This is a genomic window from Microbacterium sp. PAMC22086 (assembly GCF_019443525.1).
GTDB classification, from domain to species: domain Bacteria; phylum Actinomycetota; class Actinomycetes; order Actinomycetales; family Microbacteriaceae; genus Microbacterium; species Microbacterium maritypicum.
Window position 1 is genome coordinate 1427961 of sequence record NZ_CP080380.1, and the last position, 15233, is coordinate 1443193.

The following is a 15233-nucleotide window of genomic DNA, read 5'->3' on the forward strand; positions in this document are numbered from 1 at the left end:
CCCTGTTCCCCGGAGAGGCGATGTGCGAATGTCAGACCTGATCACCGAAGCGCTGTCAGCGCGACTCGAGGCGGTCGGCGCGGTGCCCACGGCACAAGACCTGTACGCCGGAGTCGGCACCGACTTCTACGAGCGGCTCGTCGGCGCGGACCGTGCCGAGATCCGCGAAGTGCTCGCGCTCGCGAGAGACTCCGCGGGGCCGATCCTCGACGTCGCGGCGGGGAGCGGGAGGCTGACGATCCCGCTGGTGAGATCGGGCAAGACGGTGACCGCGATGGATCTCTCCGACGACATGCTCTCCCACCTACGACGGGCGCTGCCGGACCACGCCTCGCTCGACTGCGTCGTCGCGGACATGCGCGACTTCTCCCTGGGGCGTCACTACGACCTGATCGTCATCGGGGCGACCTCCATCACGCTGCTCGATCGTGCGGGAAGGTCCGGCCTCTACGCGAGCGTGCGACGGCATCTCGCCGATGGAGGTGTCTTCGCCTTCACCGTCGCCGGCGGCGATGCTGCCGAGAGCCTCGCGGTTCCCCGAGACCACGAGATCGGTGTGCCCGGACCCGAGGGAGAGGAGACCTACCTCTTCTCACAGCAGCTGGACCATGACGGCGGGGCGCGTGTGGTCAATTGGGTTCGCGCCTCCGAGCTCGTGGCCGGCGCGGAGGTGACCGTCCTCACGAGCCGCCTGCAGGTGCTCAGCCAGGAGATGCTCTCTCGAGAGGTCGTGGAGGCCGGTTTCGCCCCGCCCGCCGTCTCGCCCGTGCGCACGAGTCACGGAGTGGAGATCCTCCTCCTCACGACTTCGCTCGCGGAACCCAGGAGAGAGGCACCTGGCGATGCCTCCGACTAGTTTCCTGCGTCGAAGAGCGCCGCAGACCGCAACGGCGCTCACCCCCGACGCGCGTCCGCTCCTGGCCGCCGGCGTCGCCTTCGAGAAGGGGATCGACGAAGCGGCATGGATCGTGATGCTGCACGGCGTGCCTTCGTCGCGGGTCTCGGGCGCGGTCGTCGACATGCTGACGGCGCTGGACGGCGAGACCCCGCTTCACGTTCTGCACATGCGCTTCGCCGCCGCCGAGTCGTGGGAGAACTTTCTCGGTCTGGTGCTTCGCTTCCGCGCGAGCGGACTCCTCGACGGAGCCACGAAGCTGCCACCTGGCCGCTGGGACTATCGGCCCCCGTTCACCCTGCAGATCGCGACGCTTCGAGCGCCTGCCCTGTTCGGCCGCGTGGACCATCTGGTCGTTCCGCTCTCGGGCAGGGCGGTCCGTGCCACCGTCGCCGTGCTGCTCGGCCTCGGGCTCGTGGCGGCGATCCTGCAGGCGGGAGAGCTGCGCAGCGTGCTTACCTCGCCCATGCCGTTGTCCGGCCTCGTGATCCTCGTCGCCGTGCTCTCGCTCCTGACCCTGCTCCACGAGGGCGCGCACGGCCTCACGCTCACGAGGTTCGGGGGAAGACCCCGCAGGGCCGGCTTCATGATCTTCTATCTCACCCCCGCCTTCTTCGTCGACGTGACCGATGGCTGGCGCCTCCCCGATCGCCGGCAACGCGTCGCGATCGCCCTCGCCGGGCCCGCCGTGCATGCCGCCGTCGCCGCCGTGGCCCTTCTCGTCGCGCTCGCGCTGCCCGACACCGAGGTGCGCCAGACGCTGGTGCTTCTCGCGCTCGCCTGCGCTGCCATCGTGCTCGTCAACCTGATCCCGTTCGTGCGGTTCGACGGGTACATCGCCCTCATGAGCGCGCTGGATGAGCCCAACCTGAGAGCACGGACGATTCGTGACGGCGCGAACTCCCTGACCCGCTTCCTGTTCGGCGGGCAGAAGGCGGCCAAGAGCCTGAACACGTGGTGGAGCGTGCCGTTCGGCCTGGCGAGCCTGCTCGCTCCGGTGGTCCTGGTGCTGTTCGCCGTCGGCCGGGCGGCTCGAGCGGTCGCCGGCGGCGGACCGGTCCTCGGTCTGCTCGTGGTCGCCCTGGAAGCCGTCGTGGTCGTCGTCGGCGTCGTCCTCGTCTCGAGGGCACTGCACCGCGCCTTCCGGTCAGGTGTGTCGCGACTGCGGTTCTTCACCGTCCTCGCCGCACTGGTCTCGACCATCGGGGTCGCAGGAGTCCTGATCCCGGTACCGGTGACCGCCACGCTCGGCTTTTCGGCGCAGGGCGGCCACGTGGTCCTCCTGCACGCCGGCGGCGCCGCCGAGACGGAAGTGCCGGAAGGCGCGCGCGTCGTGCTGATGAGCAGCGGCATCCTCGCCGATGAGCGGGTCGGCGAGGGGACGGTCACCCGACCGCGAGCGATACCGACGGAGGTGCCGCTCGACGCGCTCTTCCCCGTGACGGCGGAGGGTGTGACCCTGCCGGCGGTGATCGTCGCGGGCGTGGATCTCACCGACGGGAACCCGAGACTGCCTGCGACGGGGCAGGCACGCGTCGAACTCGGCGTCCGAAACGTGTGGCAGTCGCTCTGGGCGACGGGCGTGACGCTGCCACTGGCGACCCTGCAGAGCGAGAGAGCGGAAGAGGATGAGAATGAACGACTACGCCATTGAGGTGCGCGGACTCACGAAGAGGTACGGCCAGCGGACCGCCGTCGAGGAGCTGTCCTTCGTCGTCCCGCGCGGATCGATCGTCGGGCTGCTGGGCCCGAACGGGGCGGGGAAATCGACGACTCTGCGAGCGATCGTCGGCCTGCTCCGGCCCTCGGGCGGAGACAGCCTGATCGACGGTGTGCCGTTCTCGGCCCTCGACAACCCCGCATCGCACGTCGGCGTCCACATGGACGGGTTCGGATTCGAAGCGGGCATCTCCGCCAGAAGACACCTGGAGATCTGCCGACTCGCGGCTGGGGCACCGCGCAGCAGGGTCGACGAGGTGCTGGACGAGGTGGGGCTGGCCGCGGATGCCCGTCGCCGGGTGAAGACGTTCTCGACGGGCATGGCCCAGCGTCTCGGGCTGGCGACGGCTCTGGTGGGTTCCCCGCGCACACTCGTCCTGGACGAGCCGGCCAACGGTCTGGATCCCGACGGCATCCGCTGGCTCCGCCGGTTCCTGCGCGCCTTCGCCGAACGCGGGGGCACCGTCCTGCTCTCCAGTCATCAGCTCGCCGAACTGGAACAGGTCGTGGATGAGGTCGTCGTCATCAAGGGACGAGCCCTGTTCGCCGGGCGGCTCGGCGACCTGGTCACCAGCGACGACGATTCGCTCGAGAGCAAGTACTTCGACCTGGTCGGCGGTGCGTCCGCATGAGGAACGCGATTCGCAGTGAGCTGCTGCGCGCGGTGAGCGGACCCTCCGTCCTGCCGGTCTATCTCGTGGCCCTGCTCATGCCGCTGTTCGTGCTGTTCTCCGACGGCTCGCGCTTCGACCTCGCCGGGGTCGACTCCCACACGGCGACCTCCCGTCTTCTGGAGCCGCTCGCGTGGTCGGTCATCTCCGCAGCGTTCGTCGGGGCGTACGCGGTCACGCGCGAGTACTACTACTCCTCGATGGAGCGAACCCTCACCGGGGTCGGCTTCCGACGTGCCTTCTCGGGAAAGCTCATCGCCGGGGCGCTCATCGCGATCGCGCTGTCCGTATGCATCTTCGTCACCTGGACGCTGGGGATCTTCCTCGTCCTGGCCGAGAACGGGCTGACACTCGCTCTGTCGTTGCAGTCCTGGCAGCTGTACGCCGGCGCGATGGCCGGTGCGGTGCTCGGCGCGCTCATCGGAGGAGCCGTCGGCTGGATCACCCGCAACTACTATGCGACGGCGATCATCGTCCTCGTTCTGCCGATGGTCGTCGAGTTCGCGTTGCTGCGCACGGCACCCGAGGTGGCGAAGTTCTCGCCAGGATTGGCCATCGCCGCCGTGGGGGTTCCCGGATTCCAGGACCGGCTGCTCGCGTTCGCCCCCGCCCTCGGAGTCGGACTCGCATGGACCGCAGGGCTCGTGGCGGTCGCCTGGTTCACAGGACGCCGGAGGGTGGGGTGATCGGCCGCGCCCTGCGAGCACAGGCGCGCAGCTTCGCGGGCGACATCGTTCTCCTCGGGGTGACCGTGGCGGCGCTGCTGATGTCCCTCTCCCTGGCGATGAGCATCCCACCTGACCTCGCGGGTGCTCCGCTCGAGGCCAGAGAAGCGCTCGCCGGGTCGCTCACGGCCGTGATCGCGATGTACGGCGCGGTTCTCGCAGCGGTGTACGGTTCGTTCCGCTACACGGTCGACCGGCGTGACGGCGTGATCGCTCAGCGCCTGATGCTGCAGTCCCGGTGGGTGACACTGCTCGTCCGCGTACCCGGCGCCGTCGTCGGCGGGGCGGTCGTGTCCCTCGCAGGAATGGTCGGCGGTCACCTCGCACTGACCGTCACCGTGGGCGGCATTCCCGTGGAGTGGTCCACCGTCGGATCCACACTCGCCCTCGGCGCCGCGGCAGGACTGTGGGGGATGGGACTGGGAGTGGTCGTGCAGGTCCATCTCGTGGCTCTCTTCCTCGTGTCCCTGTCGATGAGCGGGCCGGTGCTTCTCGCGATGCTCTGGGGAGCGGGTGCCGTCTACCTTCCACCCCTCGTGATGCTCGAAGCCTTCCGCCTCGACATCGGCGCGCTCGGAGTCGCAGCGACCGATCGGCTCGACGGCTCCCTGGCCGCGGGGGTGACGGCCGGATGGATGGTGGCGGCTCTTCTGGCGGGGGCGCTCGCGTTCCTGAGGCGCGATGTGACGTAGCCGCCTCGACAGTGCGTCAGCGCAGGTTCGGATCGGCCGTGGCCCACGACGTAGGATCCCTAGGTGGCAACACCCAAGATCGTCCTCTTCTACGCGTTCACCCCGCTCGCCGACCCCGACGCCATCCGCGTCTGGCAGCGAGACATCGGCGAGGCGCTGGGCCTGCGCGGGCGTCTGATCATCTCGAAGGACGGGATCAACGGCACCCTCGGGGGCGACATCGGTGCGCTCAAGAAATGGCTGCGGTCGTTCCGCTCGTACCAGCCCTTCGCCGACGCCGACAGCAAATGGAGCGAAGGCACCGGGGTGGATGCCCAAGGGCGCAGTGTCGACTTCCCGAAGCTCAGCGTCAAGGTGCGCGACGAGATCGTGTCGTTCGGTGCACCGGGGGAGCTGCGCGTCGATGAGAACGGCGTCGTCGGCGGCGGCACTCGTCTGACGCCCGAAGAGCTGCACGGTCTGATCGATGAGCGCGGCGAGGAAGTGGTGTTCTTCGACGGGAGGAACGCGCTCGAAGCGCAGATCGGGCGCTTCCGCGGCGCGGTCGTGCCCGACACCGAGACCACCAGAGACTTCGTCGAGCTCCTCGACTCGGGCGTCTACGACGACCTCAAGGGCAAGCCGGTCGTGACCTACTGCACCGGCGGCATCCGCTGCGAGGTGCTGTCGAGCCTGATGACGGCCCGTGGCTTCGGTGAGGTCTACCAGCTCGAGGGCGGCATCGTCCGATACGGCGAGAAGTACGGCGACGACGGCCTCTGGGACGGTTCCCTGTACGTCTTCGACGGCCGCGGCTCCGTCGACTTCTCCGACCACGCCGCGGTCATCGGAGAATGCGTCGGATGCGGGGCCGCGACCAAGCGCACCGCCAACTGTCCCGATCCGTCGTGCCGCTCGCAATTCGTCGTGTGCGAGGACTGCGTCGCGGTCCCCTGCACCGCCCACGCCGCCTGACCCGCACGCCGCCTGACCCGCACGCCGCTTGACGCTTACGGTTCAGGCCGTCATACCGGGTTCGGCGGCTCGCGGCGCATACAGGGAGCGGGGCACCAGCACCGCCCGCACCCTCGTCGCTCGATCGGCGCTCCGTCGCAGGCTCGCCAGCACCTCACCCAGTGGTTCGGCGAGATCGTCCGATGCCTCGCCGGAGCGGGCATAGTTCGACCGCTCGACCGCATCCGTCAGCCGACGCATCGCGTGTGCATCCACCCCGTTCTGCCGCGCCAGACCGGCCGCGCGCACGCGGGGAGTGTCGGCGTCGGTGACGGGAATCTGCAGGTCGATCAGGGTGTCGCGCAACTCCGCCCAGGCGGCAGCCGGATCACCACGGCGCGCCCTGCTCAGGCGCGCCCGACGTTCCGCGAGCCGGATGAGCGCGGGAAGCAGGAGCAGCACGACGACGCCGAGGGTGGTGAGGGCGACCGGTGTCGGGTCGAGGCGGCGCAGCTCGCCGCCGCTGGCCGAGTCTCCGCCGGCGTCGTTGCGGTCGACCTCGGGACCCGAGGTCTGCTCGGCCTGCGGTGCCGTGGTGGGTGCCGGTGCGGACGGGGTCCCGGATCCGCTGCCCTGCGTCGCCCCCGGGCGGAAGGCCGTGGGCACACCCAGCGACGCGGTGGGTTCGAACGGGACCCATCCGACACCGGGGAACAGCACCTCGGGCCAGGAGTGCAGCCGATCGCTGGTCACCGAGAACACCGACTCGCTGCCGCGCTTCTCGTCGGTGAGCGAGCCGGGGAGATATCCCACGACGATGCGCACCTGCATGCCGAGGCTCTCCGCCATCAGTGCGAACGCCCCCGCGAAATGCACGCAATACCCGGATCGCGCGTCGAGGAACTCCGCGACGGCTTCTGCCCCCGTGCCGTCGAAGCCCTCCTCCACCGGGGTCTCCAGCGAGTAGGCGAACTGCGAACGGAACCAGTTCTGCAGCGCGATGAGCCGGTCGTAGTCGGTGCTCGCGGCTGCGGTCACCTCGGTGGCCAGCTCGCCGATGATGCCGGGCAGCTCGACCGGTTCGGCGTCGGGATCGACGACGGGAGCGGCGGTATCGATGGCCCGGATCTGCTCGAGCGTGGGGAGGAGTCGCGACGAGGTGACCGTGTAGTCGTTCCCGACGGCATCGGCGCCGCGGGAGTACAGCGTGCGGTTCTCGGGGGCGATCCGCCATGCGTTGCTGAGACCCTGCACGGTGGTGGCGGGGTAGGGCACGGGGAGCCAGGAACTCGACATCCGCAGCACGCGGATGGAGGTGGTCTGCTCCTCCGTCGTGATGTCCTCGCCCCATTCCGGGGGACCGAATCCGTCGTCCTGCGACTGCAGATCCCCGTCGTCGGGTTGCCAGACGCGTCCGTCGAACCGCGAGAGCGTCGTCAGGCGCAGATACGGCGCGGTCTCGCCTTTCGCCGCCACGGTCAGGACCTCGACCGGATTGGGCTGGCGCAGATCGTCACCCAGACGCAGCGATGCATCGACCGTGACCCCGACGCCGGTGCCGGCGAGGCTGGTGCTGACAGGAAGCATCGGGGCGGCGGCGATGGTCGTCGCCATCGCGGCGGCCCCGATCGCGACGGCGACCGATGCGGAGGAGCGGCGTGGGGATTCCGGATGTCTGCGCGCCGTGTGGCGGAAGACGAGGAGGGTGACCGCACCGAAGAGCACGAACCAGACGACGTTCGTCTCGCCGAGGGTGACGATCATCGGCACAGCGCCGACGGCCCCGGTCAGCAGCACCGCCAATACGGCGGAACGGTGGGTGACGAGGTGGTCCAGGAGTATCGCGACCACCGCGAAGCCGATGCCCATGGCGGCCGCGAGCCCGGGGGAGGGATCCAGCGGCGCGGAGCCGAACACGACCGCCTCGACAGCGGAGGCGCCGAGCACCCCGAACAGCGTCAGCGTCGCGGAGGTCGGGATGATCCCGAAGAGGGCGGTGTCACCGGCGATGAGCAGCGTCACGACCGCGACGGCGACCACGACCTGCGTGGCGAGCGTGGCGAGGTCCTGAACCCACTCGGCTCGTCGGCGCAGCAGGTGCCGCATCAGCATTCCGATGCCGGCCACGGCGACGATCACGGCGATGACGGTGAACGACCAGGCTCCGGGAGCGATGACCGAGGTGAAGGGCCACATCGCCACGAGCGCCGCCGTCGCCGCGAGCGCCCCGGTGCCGACCACCCCGGCCGGCTCCTCGTGGTCGCGGTGCCAGAACGCTGGTCGGCGCACCGCGGCGGGTGCGGCCGGCGGGGCCTGTTCAGCGCGGAACATCGCCGACTCCGATCCGTGCCGAGACGGCATCCTCCCAGGCGGCGGAGATGTCGTCGCCGAGCCGTGCCACGGTCCAGCCGTGACGGGTGGAGGCCTCGGTGGCGCCCGGGAGCAGTTCGGTGCTGAACAGCATCGGCGCAGCAGCGCCGGCGGCACGCAGCACCGCGGCGTCCTCTTCGTCGAGGCGGCCGGTGATGTAGACGAGTGGGCCGGGCGGTGTTCCGCCGATGAGTGCCACCAGGTCGCGGCTCTCGCCGCGGGGCGTGACCATCGCGAGAGCCGTGAGCAGCCCGTCGCGGTCGTCTTCGTGGCCGCGGAGAGCGCCGAGGAGCGTGCCCGCGCTGTCGAGAACGTCGACGCTGTAGCCCTCGGAGGCCAGGTGCACCGCAGCGGAGGCGCACAGCGAGACGGCGGCTTCGAAGGCCGGATCGGCCTCGGCCCCGGGGGCATCCCAGCGGCGGCCGCTCCGGTCGAGCACGACCACCGCGTCGGGGCTGGACTCCTCCTCTTCCTGCCGCACCATCAGCTGACCCCGGTGCGCCGTCGCCCTCCAATGGATGCGACGCATCGAGTCGCCCGGGATGTATCCCCGCGGCGAGAGGTTGTCGCTGCCCTGTCCGAGCCGGGTCGACGAGGTGTGCGCGGTTCCACCGGCGGCACCGATCCGCACGGCGAGAGGTGCGAGGGCGAACACCTCGGGGACGACGGTCACGCTCCTGGTCTCCCCGAACGCCTGCTCGCGCTGTGCCAGGCCGAACGGGTCCACCGTGCGCAGCATCAGCGGGCCGACGGGCCAGACGCCGCGCCGCACACCCGTGATCAGGTAGCTGAGCCGGCCGTTCTCCGGAGGATACTCGCCGCCGGAGTCCGCGGAGACGGCGTCGGGGAGCACGTCGTGCCAGAGTCCGCGCGGCACGCGGATGGCGCGCAGGGAGAACCGCACGGTCACTCGTGAGGTCTCGGACACGGTCAGCAGGTCGGTCGAGATCTGGCGGGTCACGGTGCCGGATCGTCGCGGCAGGCGGACCGCGAGGAGCGAGAAGAGGGTGACGGCAGCGAGCAGCACACCGAGGTAGAGCAGCACGCGCGCGCCCAGGAGGTTCGCAGCGATCAGGCAGCAGAGCGCGGCGACGAGCGCTCCGGCACCGCGGCCGGTGAGGGATCGACGTCGTCGCATGATGAGAGCTGTCAGGAACGCGTCGCGACGGGCACGCGCACCCGCTCGACGATCTGGGTCAGGGCGGCCTCGATCGGCTGTGCGCCTGCGCGGTGTGCGCCGCGCGCCGGGAGCAGACGGTGCGCGAGGACCGGAATGAGCAGGGCGGTGATGTCGTCGGGGATCACGTACTCGCGTCCGTCGAGGGCCGCCCACACCTTCGCGGCCCTGACCAGCTGCAGGGTGGCCCTGGGGCTCGCGCCGAGGTGGAGGTTCGGGTCGGAGCGGGTGGCCTGGGCGAGGGCGACCGTGTACTCCTCGAGAGCCGGGGCCACGTGCACCGCCCGCGCCCACGCGATGAGCTGGGCGATGGATGCCGCGTCCGCGACGGGCGTGACGGCGGCGAGCGGGCTGACGATGTCACGCTGACGCAGCATGAGCGCCTCGGCGGCGGCATCCGGATACCCCATCGAGATGCGCATCATGAATCGGTCGCGCTGCGCTTCCGGGAGGGCGTAGGTGCCCTCCATCTCCAGGGGATTCTGCGTCGCGACGACCAGGAACGGCTGGGGCAGCAGGTGCGTGGCGCCGTCGACCGTGACCTGACCCTCCTCCATCGCCTCCAGCAGGGCGGACTGCGTCTTGGGGGAGGAGCGGTTGATCTCGTCGGCGATCACGATGTGGGCGAACACGGCGCCGCGCTTGAACTCGAACTCGCGATCGACCGGGTTGTAGACCGACACACCCGTGACGTCACCGGGGAGCAGGTCGGGGGTGAACTGGATGCGGCGCACGGTCGCGTCCACGCTCGCGGCGAGAGCCCTGGCGAGCATTGTCTTGCCGACGCCCGGCACGTCTTCGATCAGCAGGTGCCCCTCGGCCAGCAGGCAGACGAGAGCGCTGCGCACCGCATCCGGCTTGCCGTCGATGACCTGGCCGATCGAACCGAGGATCGCAGAGGTCTGCGCGGCGAACGTCTCGGCATCGATCGATACCGGGATCAGGGGGGCGTTCTCTGGCATGCGTTCCCTCTCACGTCGGCGCCGCGGTGCGCGTTATTCGATCGTAAGCCTGCACAGGGTGCGCCGCTCTGGCAGGTTCCCCTGAGGATGCGCGGGGAGGAGAGACACGATTCGGACCATTGCGCCGGTCGGGTTAGGATGGTTGACGGCTCTCCGCGTGGCGGCATCCAGGCCAATTCCCCCAGGGCGGAAACGCAGCAAGGGTAACCGGGCTCTGCTGGGTGCGCGGAGAGTCATTTTCTTTTCCTGCGGGCTCTCCCGACCGCACGCTCAGCCCCCTCGTAGCTGCACCTGCGACAATCGTCCGGTGACCGTCACCCCGCAGCAGAAGGCGCAGCATCCGCTCGGCCGATTCGCTTCGCCGGTGCTCCTGCTCGTCGTGATGTGGGTCGTGCAGTTCGCCGATGCGATCCTTCCCGGCTCGTTCACCGGATTCGGGCTGCGGTCCTGGGACGCCTCGGGGCTCGGCGGCATCGTGCTCGGTCCGCTCCTGCACGCGAACTGGCAGCACCTCATCGCCAACTCCGTGCCTCTGTTCGTGCTGGGCTGTCTCGTGGCGGTCGAGGGAACGCGTCGGTTCTGGGCCGTCACCGCCATCGTCGCGGTCGTGGGCGGTATCGGCACCTGGGTGTTCAACGCCCCAGGAACCCTGACGGTCGGTGCCTCGGGTCTGGTCTTCGGCTACTTCGGCTACGTCGTGATGCGGGTGTTCGCCCCCGGTCGCGTCGCGCACCGCATCCTCTACGCCGTGATCGCCGTCATCGTGATCGCGCTCTACGGCGGATCCATGCTCGTCGGGGTCTTCGGCGTCGCCGAGGGCATCTCCTGGCAGGGGCACCTGTTCGGCGCGATCGGCGGCGGCCTCGCCGCTCTCGTCGGGCGTCGTGCTCGCACGTCCGGCGGAGCCCTCACGTCATGAGCGCCGCACCGGCATCGAGGGCGAAGCGCCGGCCGGCGAGGAAGAGGCCTGCGGCGAGACGCCCCACGACACCGAGACATCGCAAGACCGGGACGAGAGGGAAGGCGGCGAACCGTCGACGACGTCGCCGGATCCTGCGACGGACGCTGCTGTCGGCCGGTGCGCTGGCAGTCGCCGTCGGACTGCTCGTGCTCATCCCGTTGGGCCTCGCGCGCGATCCCGCCCTGATCTGCATCGACGATCCGCAGACGTTCCCCGAAGCGGGGATCGAGGGCTGGAGCGGAGAGCAGCTCGAGAACGCCGCGACGATCATCCGCACGGCCGGCGCCCTCGGCTTCCCGAGGGAGGGGCAGATCCTCGGGGTGATGACGGCGATGGGCGAGAGCAGCCTGCACAACATCGACTACGGCGACTGGGAGACGCGCGGATTCACCAATCCCGACGGGACGCGCACGACCAGCATCGGCCTCTTCCAGCAGCAGGAGTGGTGGGGGAGCGTCGAGCAGCGGATGGACCCGGCCACCGCGACGACGCTCTTCTTCGATCGCCTCGGGCGGCTGCCCGAGTGGCAGACGATGGAGCCCTCGCATGCCATCCACCGGGTGCAGATCAACACCGAACGCGACTACTACTCGCGGTTCCAGACGGACGCCACGGCGGTCGTCGACGCGATGTCCGGCCCGTGCGAGTGATGCCGCGCCATTTGCTCCGGTGAGATGCTCGGTGGGTTCACGGGCGCCGCGCCTAAGCTGAAGCCGTGGCGCAGAGCATCTACATCACCTCGGCCGAAGGCCATACCGGAAAGTCGACGATCGCCCTCGGGGCGCTCGACGCCCTCATGCGCGTGTCGCCGCGGGTGGGCGTGTTCCGCCCCCTCGCCCGCTCGGTCACCGCGCGGGACGAGATCCTCGAGCTGATGCTCGCGCACGACGGGGTCAACCTCGACTACGAGGACTGCATCGGCGTCACCTACGACGACGTGCGGGCCGACCCCGAGGCCGCCCTGTCGACCATCGTGGCGCGGTTCAAGGCGGTCGAGGCGCAGTGCGACGCGGTCGTCGTCATCGGCAGCGACTACACCGACGTCGCGAGCCCCGCCGAGCTCGGGTTCAACGCCAGGATCGCCGCCAACCTCGGAGCACCCGTTCTCCTCGTGCTCAGCGGCCGCGATCAGCAGCGCCAGGCCGAGCAGCTGGGGACCACCACGGCGCGTCCCGCCGGGGCGATCGCGCAGATCGCCGCCCTCGCGCTGTCCGAGCTGGCCGAGGAGCGGGCCGAGCTGTTCGCCGTCGCCGTCAACCGCGCGGATCCCGAAGCCCTCGACGCCATCATCGAGGCCGTGCACGCCGCACTCCCCGCCGAGAACACCCCGGTGTGGGCGATCCCCGAGGACCGCGCGCTGGTGGCACCGTCGATCCGCGGCATCCTCGCCGCCGTCGACGGCACTCTGCTCCAAGGCGATGACGATCGTCTGACGAGGGAGGCGCTGACGATCGTCGTCGCGGGCATGTCGATGGTGAACGTGCTGCCGCGACTCACCGAGGAAGCGGTCGTGGTGATCCCCGCCGACCGTACCGAGGTACTGCTGGCCGCGTTGCTGGCCGACTCCTCCGGCACGTTCCCCCGCATCGCCGGCATCATCCTGAACGGCCCGTTCCCGCTGCCGGAGCCGATCGTGCGGCTGCTCGACGGCTTCGCCTCGTCGGTGCCGATCATCACGACGGACCTCGGCACCTACGACACGGCGGTGCGTGTGATGAGTACCCGCGGCCGCATCTCGGCGGATTCGCGTGCAAGGTATGACCGTGCGCTCGGTCTCTTCCAATCCCACGTCGACATCGCGGAGCTCACCGAGCAGCTCGGGCTCGCCGAGGCGCACGTCGTGACGCCCCTGATGTTCCAGTACGGACTCATCGAACGCGCCCGCGCCGACCGTCGTCGCATCGTGCTGCCGGAGGGCGACGACGATCGCATCCTGCGCGCCGCCGCCACACTCCTCGCGAGGGAGGTCGCCGATCTGACGATCCTCGGCGACGAGTCGTCCATCCGTGCGCGGGCCGTCGAACTCGGCATCGACATCACCGCCGCCCAGGTGCTGAGCCCGACCGACCCCGAACTCGTCGAGCGGTTCGCCGCGGAGTACGCGCGGCTGCGGGCGCACAAGGGCATCACCCTCGCCCAGGCCGCAGACACCGTGACGGACGTGTCGTACTTCGGCACGATGATGGTGCACCTGGGTCTCGCCGACGGCATGGTGTCCGGCGCCGCGCACACGACGGCGCACACGATCCGTCCGTCGTTCGAGATCATCAAGACCAAACCGGGCGTCAACGTGGTCTCCAGCGTGTTCCTGATGGCTCTCGCCGACCGGGTGCTCGTCTACGGTGACTGCGCCGTGATCCCCGACCCGACGAGCGAGCAACTCGCCGACATCGCGATCTCGTCGGCGACGACCGCTCGCCAGTTCGGCATCGAACCGCGCGTGGCCATGCTGTCGTACTCGACGGGGGAGTCCGGATCGGGAGCGGACGTCGACAAGGTCCGCGCGGCGACCGCCCTGGTGCGCGAGCGTGCACCCGAGCTGCCGGTGGAGGGGCCGATCCAGTACGACGCTGCCGCGGATGCCGCGGTCGCCAAGGCGAAGCTCCCCGGCTCCGCTGTGGCGGGGCGCGCGACGGTGTTCGTGTTCCCCGATCTGAACACCGGCAACAACACCTACAAGGCGGTGCAGCGTTCGGCCGGCGCGGTCGCGATCGGCCCGGTGCTGCAGGGGCTCAACAAACCCATCAACGACCTCTCCCGTGGCGCGCTCGTCGACGACATCGTCAACACGGTCGCCATCACGGCCATCCAGGCCCAGGGGTCTGCGCAGACGGGAGGCGCTGCATGAGCGCGATCCTGGTGATCAACAGCGGGTCGTCCTCGCTGAAGTACAGCCTGATCGACATCGAGCAGGAGAACCTGCTCGCCAGCGGACTGATCGAGCGCATCGGGCAGGACGTCAGCCCGGTCGCGCACACGGTGCGCCCCGCGGTCGACGGCGACGCCGTGCCGACCATGCTCGATGCGACCTATCGCAGCGAGAGGCCGATCACCGATCACGCCGCGGCCTTCGAGATGATGCGTGAGCAGTTCGCCGCGCACGGCCCCTCGCTCGAGGAGCATCGCCCCGTCGCGGTCGGGCACCGTGTGGTCCACGGCGGCGCCCGCTTCTACGCCCCGACGCTCATCGACGCCGACGTGGAGCGGCAGATCGACGAGCTCGCGGTGCTCGCGCCGCTGCACAACCCCGCGAACCTCGCCGGCATCGTCGCCGCGCGCGCGGTGTTCGACGAGGTGCCGCACGTGGCGGTGTTCGATACCGCGTTCCACCAGACGCTCCCGCCCGCCGCCTACACCTATGCGATCGATGCCGCGCTCGCCGCGGAGCACCGGGTGCGCCGCTACGGCTTCCACGGCACGAGCCACCAGTACGTGAGCGCGGTGGCGGCGGACTTCCTCGGCCGTGACCTCGCCGATCTCCGCCAGCTGGTGTTCCATCTCGGCAACGGGGCGTCGGTCACCGCGATCGACGGCGGACGATCGGTGGAGACCTCGATGGGCCTCACCCCGCTCGAGGGACTCGTGATGGGGACGCGCTCGGGTGACATCGATCCCGCGGCACTCGTGCACCTGTCCCGCCGTGCCGGTCTCTCGATCGACGACCTCGACTCCTTGCTCAACACCCGCAGCGGGCTCGCAGGCCTCGCCGGACGCAGCGACATGCGCGACATCCTCGCCGGGGTCGAGGCGGGGGAGGACGCGGCGGTTCTGGCCTTCGACGTGTACGTGCACCGGCTGCGCGCCTACGCGGGGGCCTACATCGCACAGCTCGGGGGAGTGGACGTCATCTCCTTCACCGCCGGTGTGGGCGAGAACGCCGCGCCGGTGCGCGCTGCCGCGATGGCCACGCTCGGCTTCGCCGGAGTGGAGATCGACCCCGTCAGGAACGCGGCACGCGAGCGCGGCATCCGTCGGATCTCCGCGGATGCGTCCCCGGTGACCGTGCTCGTCGTGCCGACCGACGAAGAGCTGCAGATCGCCCGGCAGACGGCCGAGCTGATCTGATCCGTCCGCGGGGGTTACTCCGCGGCGCGCCGCCGCATTACGCTTGCACAGTGGCACGGAGAG

14 protein-coding genes and 1 other RNA gene are annotated in these 15233 nt (G+C 70.0%); 11 read left to right on the forward strand and 4 right to left on the reverse strand.

Annotated features, from left to right (window positions below):
* Positions 1-28 precede the first annotated feature (28 nt).
* The 6 genes from mpaM to KY497_RS07230 all read left to right on the forward strand — a co-directional run bounded on the left by mpaM (position 29) and on the right by KY497_RS07230 (position 5656).
* Positions 29-856 carry a daptide-type RiPP biosynthesis methyltransferase gene (mpaM, locus tag KY497_RS07205; RefSeq protein ID WP_218682704.1) on the forward strand — a complete coding sequence of 276 codons (828 nt, stop codon included), beginning with the start codon at positions 29-31 and terminating at the stop codon, positions 854-856.
* Positions 843-2549 carry a daptide biosynthesis intramembrane metalloprotease gene (gene mpaP, locus KY497_RS07210; RefSeq protein ID WP_219870173.1) on the forward strand — a complete coding sequence of 569 codons (1707 nt, stop codon included), beginning with the start codon at positions 843-845 and terminating at the stop codon, positions 2547-2549. Before mpaM ends, mpaP begins: the two co-directional genes overlap by 14 nt.
* Entirely contained in the window at positions 2530-3246 is a 717-nt protein-coding gene (locus KY497_RS07215) for an ATP-binding cassette domain-containing protein (protein ID WP_055874017.1), read from the forward strand. The genes mpaP and KY497_RS07215 overlap by 20 nt, the downstream gene beginning before the upstream one ends.
* Positions 3243-3971, forward strand: coding sequence for an ABC transporter permease (locus KY497_RS07220; protein WP_219870174.1), 729 nt, complete (start codon positions 3243-3245; stop codon positions 3969-3971). The genes KY497_RS07215 and KY497_RS07220 overlap by 4 nt, the downstream gene beginning before the upstream one ends.
* Positions 3968-4702 carry a hypothetical protein gene (locus KY497_RS07225; RefSeq protein ID WP_219870175.1) on the forward strand — a complete coding sequence of 245 codons (735 nt, stop codon included), beginning with the start codon at positions 3968-3970 and terminating at the stop codon, positions 4700-4702. The genes KY497_RS07220 and KY497_RS07225 overlap by 4 nt, the downstream gene beginning before the upstream one ends.
* 63 nt (positions 4703-4765) lie before the next feature.
* Positions 4766-5656 carry a rhodanese-related sulfurtransferase gene (locus tag KY497_RS07230; protein WP_219870176.1) on the forward strand — a complete coding sequence of 297 codons (891 nt, stop codon included), beginning with the start codon at positions 4766-4768 and terminating at the stop codon, positions 5654-5656.
* A gap of 42 nt (positions 5657-5698) precedes the next feature.
* On the opposite strand, the gene KY497_RS07235 is transcribed toward KY497_RS07230, so the two are convergent.
* Genes KY497_RS07235 through KY497_RS07245 form a run of 3 tightly spaced genes read right to left on the reverse strand, consistent with a single transcriptional unit; the run spans position 5699 to position 10144 of the window.
* Positions 5699-7966 carry a DUF3488 and transglutaminase-like domain-containing protein gene (locus KY497_RS07235; protein ID WP_219870177.1) on the reverse strand — a complete coding sequence of 756 codons (2268 nt, stop codon included), beginning with the start codon at positions 7964-7966 and terminating at the stop codon, positions 5699-5701.
* Positions 7953-9143, reverse strand: coding sequence for a DUF58 domain-containing protein (locus KY497_RS07240; protein WP_141385816.1), 1191 nt, complete (start codon positions 9141-9143; stop codon positions 7953-7955). Before KY497_RS07240 ends, KY497_RS07235 begins: the two co-directional genes overlap by 14 nt.
* 11 nt (positions 9144-9154) lie before the next feature.
* Positions 9155-10144, reverse strand: a complete 990-nt coding sequence (locus KY497_RS07245; RefSeq protein WP_219870178.1) for a MoxR family ATPase — start codon at positions 10142-10144, stop codon at positions 9155-9157.
* Between the two features lie 144 nt (positions 10145-10288).
* On the opposite strand from KY497_RS07245, the gene ffs reads away from it, so the two are divergent.
* Positions 10289-10385, forward strand: an RNA gene (gene ffs, locus KY497_RS07250) — signal recognition particle sRNA small type.
* A 66-nt stretch (positions 10386-10451) separates the two neighbouring features.
* A complete protein-coding gene (locus tag KY497_RS07255) occupies positions 10452-11063 on the forward strand; it encodes a rhomboid family intramembrane serine protease (RefSeq protein ID WP_219870179.1) in 612 nt (203 codons plus the stop codon).
* Here KY497_RS07255 and KY497_RS16670 read toward each other — a convergent pair.
* A complete protein-coding gene (locus KY497_RS16670; protein ID WP_229778808.1) occupies positions 11053-11259 on the reverse strand; it encodes a hypothetical protein in 207 nt (68 codons plus the stop codon). The genes KY497_RS07255 and KY497_RS16670 overlap by 11 nt on opposite strands.
* Here KY497_RS16670 and KY497_RS07260 point away from each other — a divergent pair.
* The 3 genes from KY497_RS07260 (at position 11252) to KY497_RS07270 (ending at position 15170) form a co-directional block, all read left to right on the forward strand.
* Positions 11252-11755 carry a hypothetical protein gene (locus KY497_RS07260; RefSeq protein WP_258185946.1) on the forward strand — a complete coding sequence of 168 codons (504 nt, stop codon included), beginning with the start codon at positions 11252-11254 and terminating at the stop codon, positions 11753-11755. The genes KY497_RS16670 and KY497_RS07260 overlap by 8 nt on opposite strands.
* Before the next feature lie 65 nt (positions 11756-11820).
* Positions 11821-13953 (forward strand): phosphate acetyltransferase, encoded by a 2133-nt coding sequence (pta, locus tag KY497_RS07265; RefSeq protein WP_141385820.1) that lies wholly within the window; start codon positions 11821-11823, stop codon positions 13951-13953.
* Positions 13950-15170, forward strand: a complete 1221-nt coding sequence (locus KY497_RS07270) for an acetate/propionate family kinase (RefSeq protein WP_141385821.1) — start codon at positions 13950-13952, stop codon at positions 15168-15170. Before pta ends, KY497_RS07270 begins: the two co-directional genes overlap by 4 nt.
* The last annotated feature ends 63 nt before the right edge of the window (positions 15171-15233 follow it).

Coding starts and splice junctions, on each gene's coding strand:
- mpaM (WP_218682704.1), top strand. CDS start 29: ATGTCAGACCTGATCACCGAAGCGCTGTCAGCGCGACTCGAGGCGGTC.
- mpaP (WP_219870173.1), top strand. CDS start 843: ATGCCTCCGACTAGTTTCCTGCGTCGAAGAGCGCCGCAGACCGCAACG.
- KY497_RS07215 (WP_055874017.1), top strand. CDS start 2,530: ATGAACGACTACGCCATTGAGGTGCGCGGACTCACGAAGAGGTACGGC.
- KY497_RS07220 (WP_219870174.1), top strand. CDS start 3,243: ATGAGGAACGCGATTCGCAGTGAGCTGCTGCGCGCGGTGAGCGGACCC.
- KY497_RS07235 (WP_219870177.1), bottom strand. CDS start 7,966: ATGTTCCGCGCTGAACAGGCCCCGCCGGCCGCACCCGCCGCGGTGCGC.
- KY497_RS07240 (WP_141385816.1), bottom strand. CDS start 9,143: ATGCGACGACGTCGATCCCTCACCGGCCGCGGTGCCGGAGCGCTCGTC.
- KY497_RS07245 (WP_219870178.1), bottom strand. CDS start 10,144: ATGCCAGAGAACGCCCCCCTGATCCCGGTATCGATCGATGCCGAGACG.
- KY497_RS16670 (WP_229778808.1), bottom strand. CDS start 11,259: ATGAGCACGAGCAGTCCGACGGCGACTGCCAGCGCACCGGCCGACAGC.
- KY497_RS07270 (WP_141385821.1), top strand. CDS start 13,950: ATGAGCGCGATCCTGGTGATCAACAGCGGGTCGTCCTCGCTGAAGTAC.